Origin of the sequence: Ammoniphilus sp. CFH 90114, assembly GCF_004123195.1 — a bacterium.
Lineage (GTDB): Bacteria > Bacillota > Bacilli > Aneurinibacillales > RAOX-1 > YIM-78166.
This window is the reverse complement of the sequence record NZ_SDLI01000087.1, coordinates 1-207: the sequence shown is the minus strand read 5'-3', so window position 1 is coordinate 207 and position 207 is coordinate 1. Positions and strand designations below refer to the sequence as shown.

Annotated in this window: 1 protein-coding gene; it reads right to left on the bottom strand. The window is 54.1% G+C overall.

Features of this window, described 5'->3' with window-relative positions; all coding sequences use genetic code 11:
- Positions 1 to 207: hypothetical protein (locus EIZ39_RS26305; protein ID WP_164985365.1), on the bottom strand; the 207-nt coding region annotated here is incomplete at both ends.

Sequence of the window (207 nt, the reverse complement as noted above, 5' to 3'; positions counted from 1 at the left end):
TCGGAATACCCAGTTCAGCTTTCAGCGTTTCCAGCCATGCCAGCAGTTTCTCGATCTTAGCAGCAGTACGGTCGCCCGGTGCGCTCAGACCCAAGTGGTCGGCAATTTCAGCATAACGACGGCGAGCCTGCGGACGGTCATACTGGCTGAATGCAGTCTGCTTGGTCGGGTTGTCGTTCGCATTGTAGCGAATAACGTTACAAATCA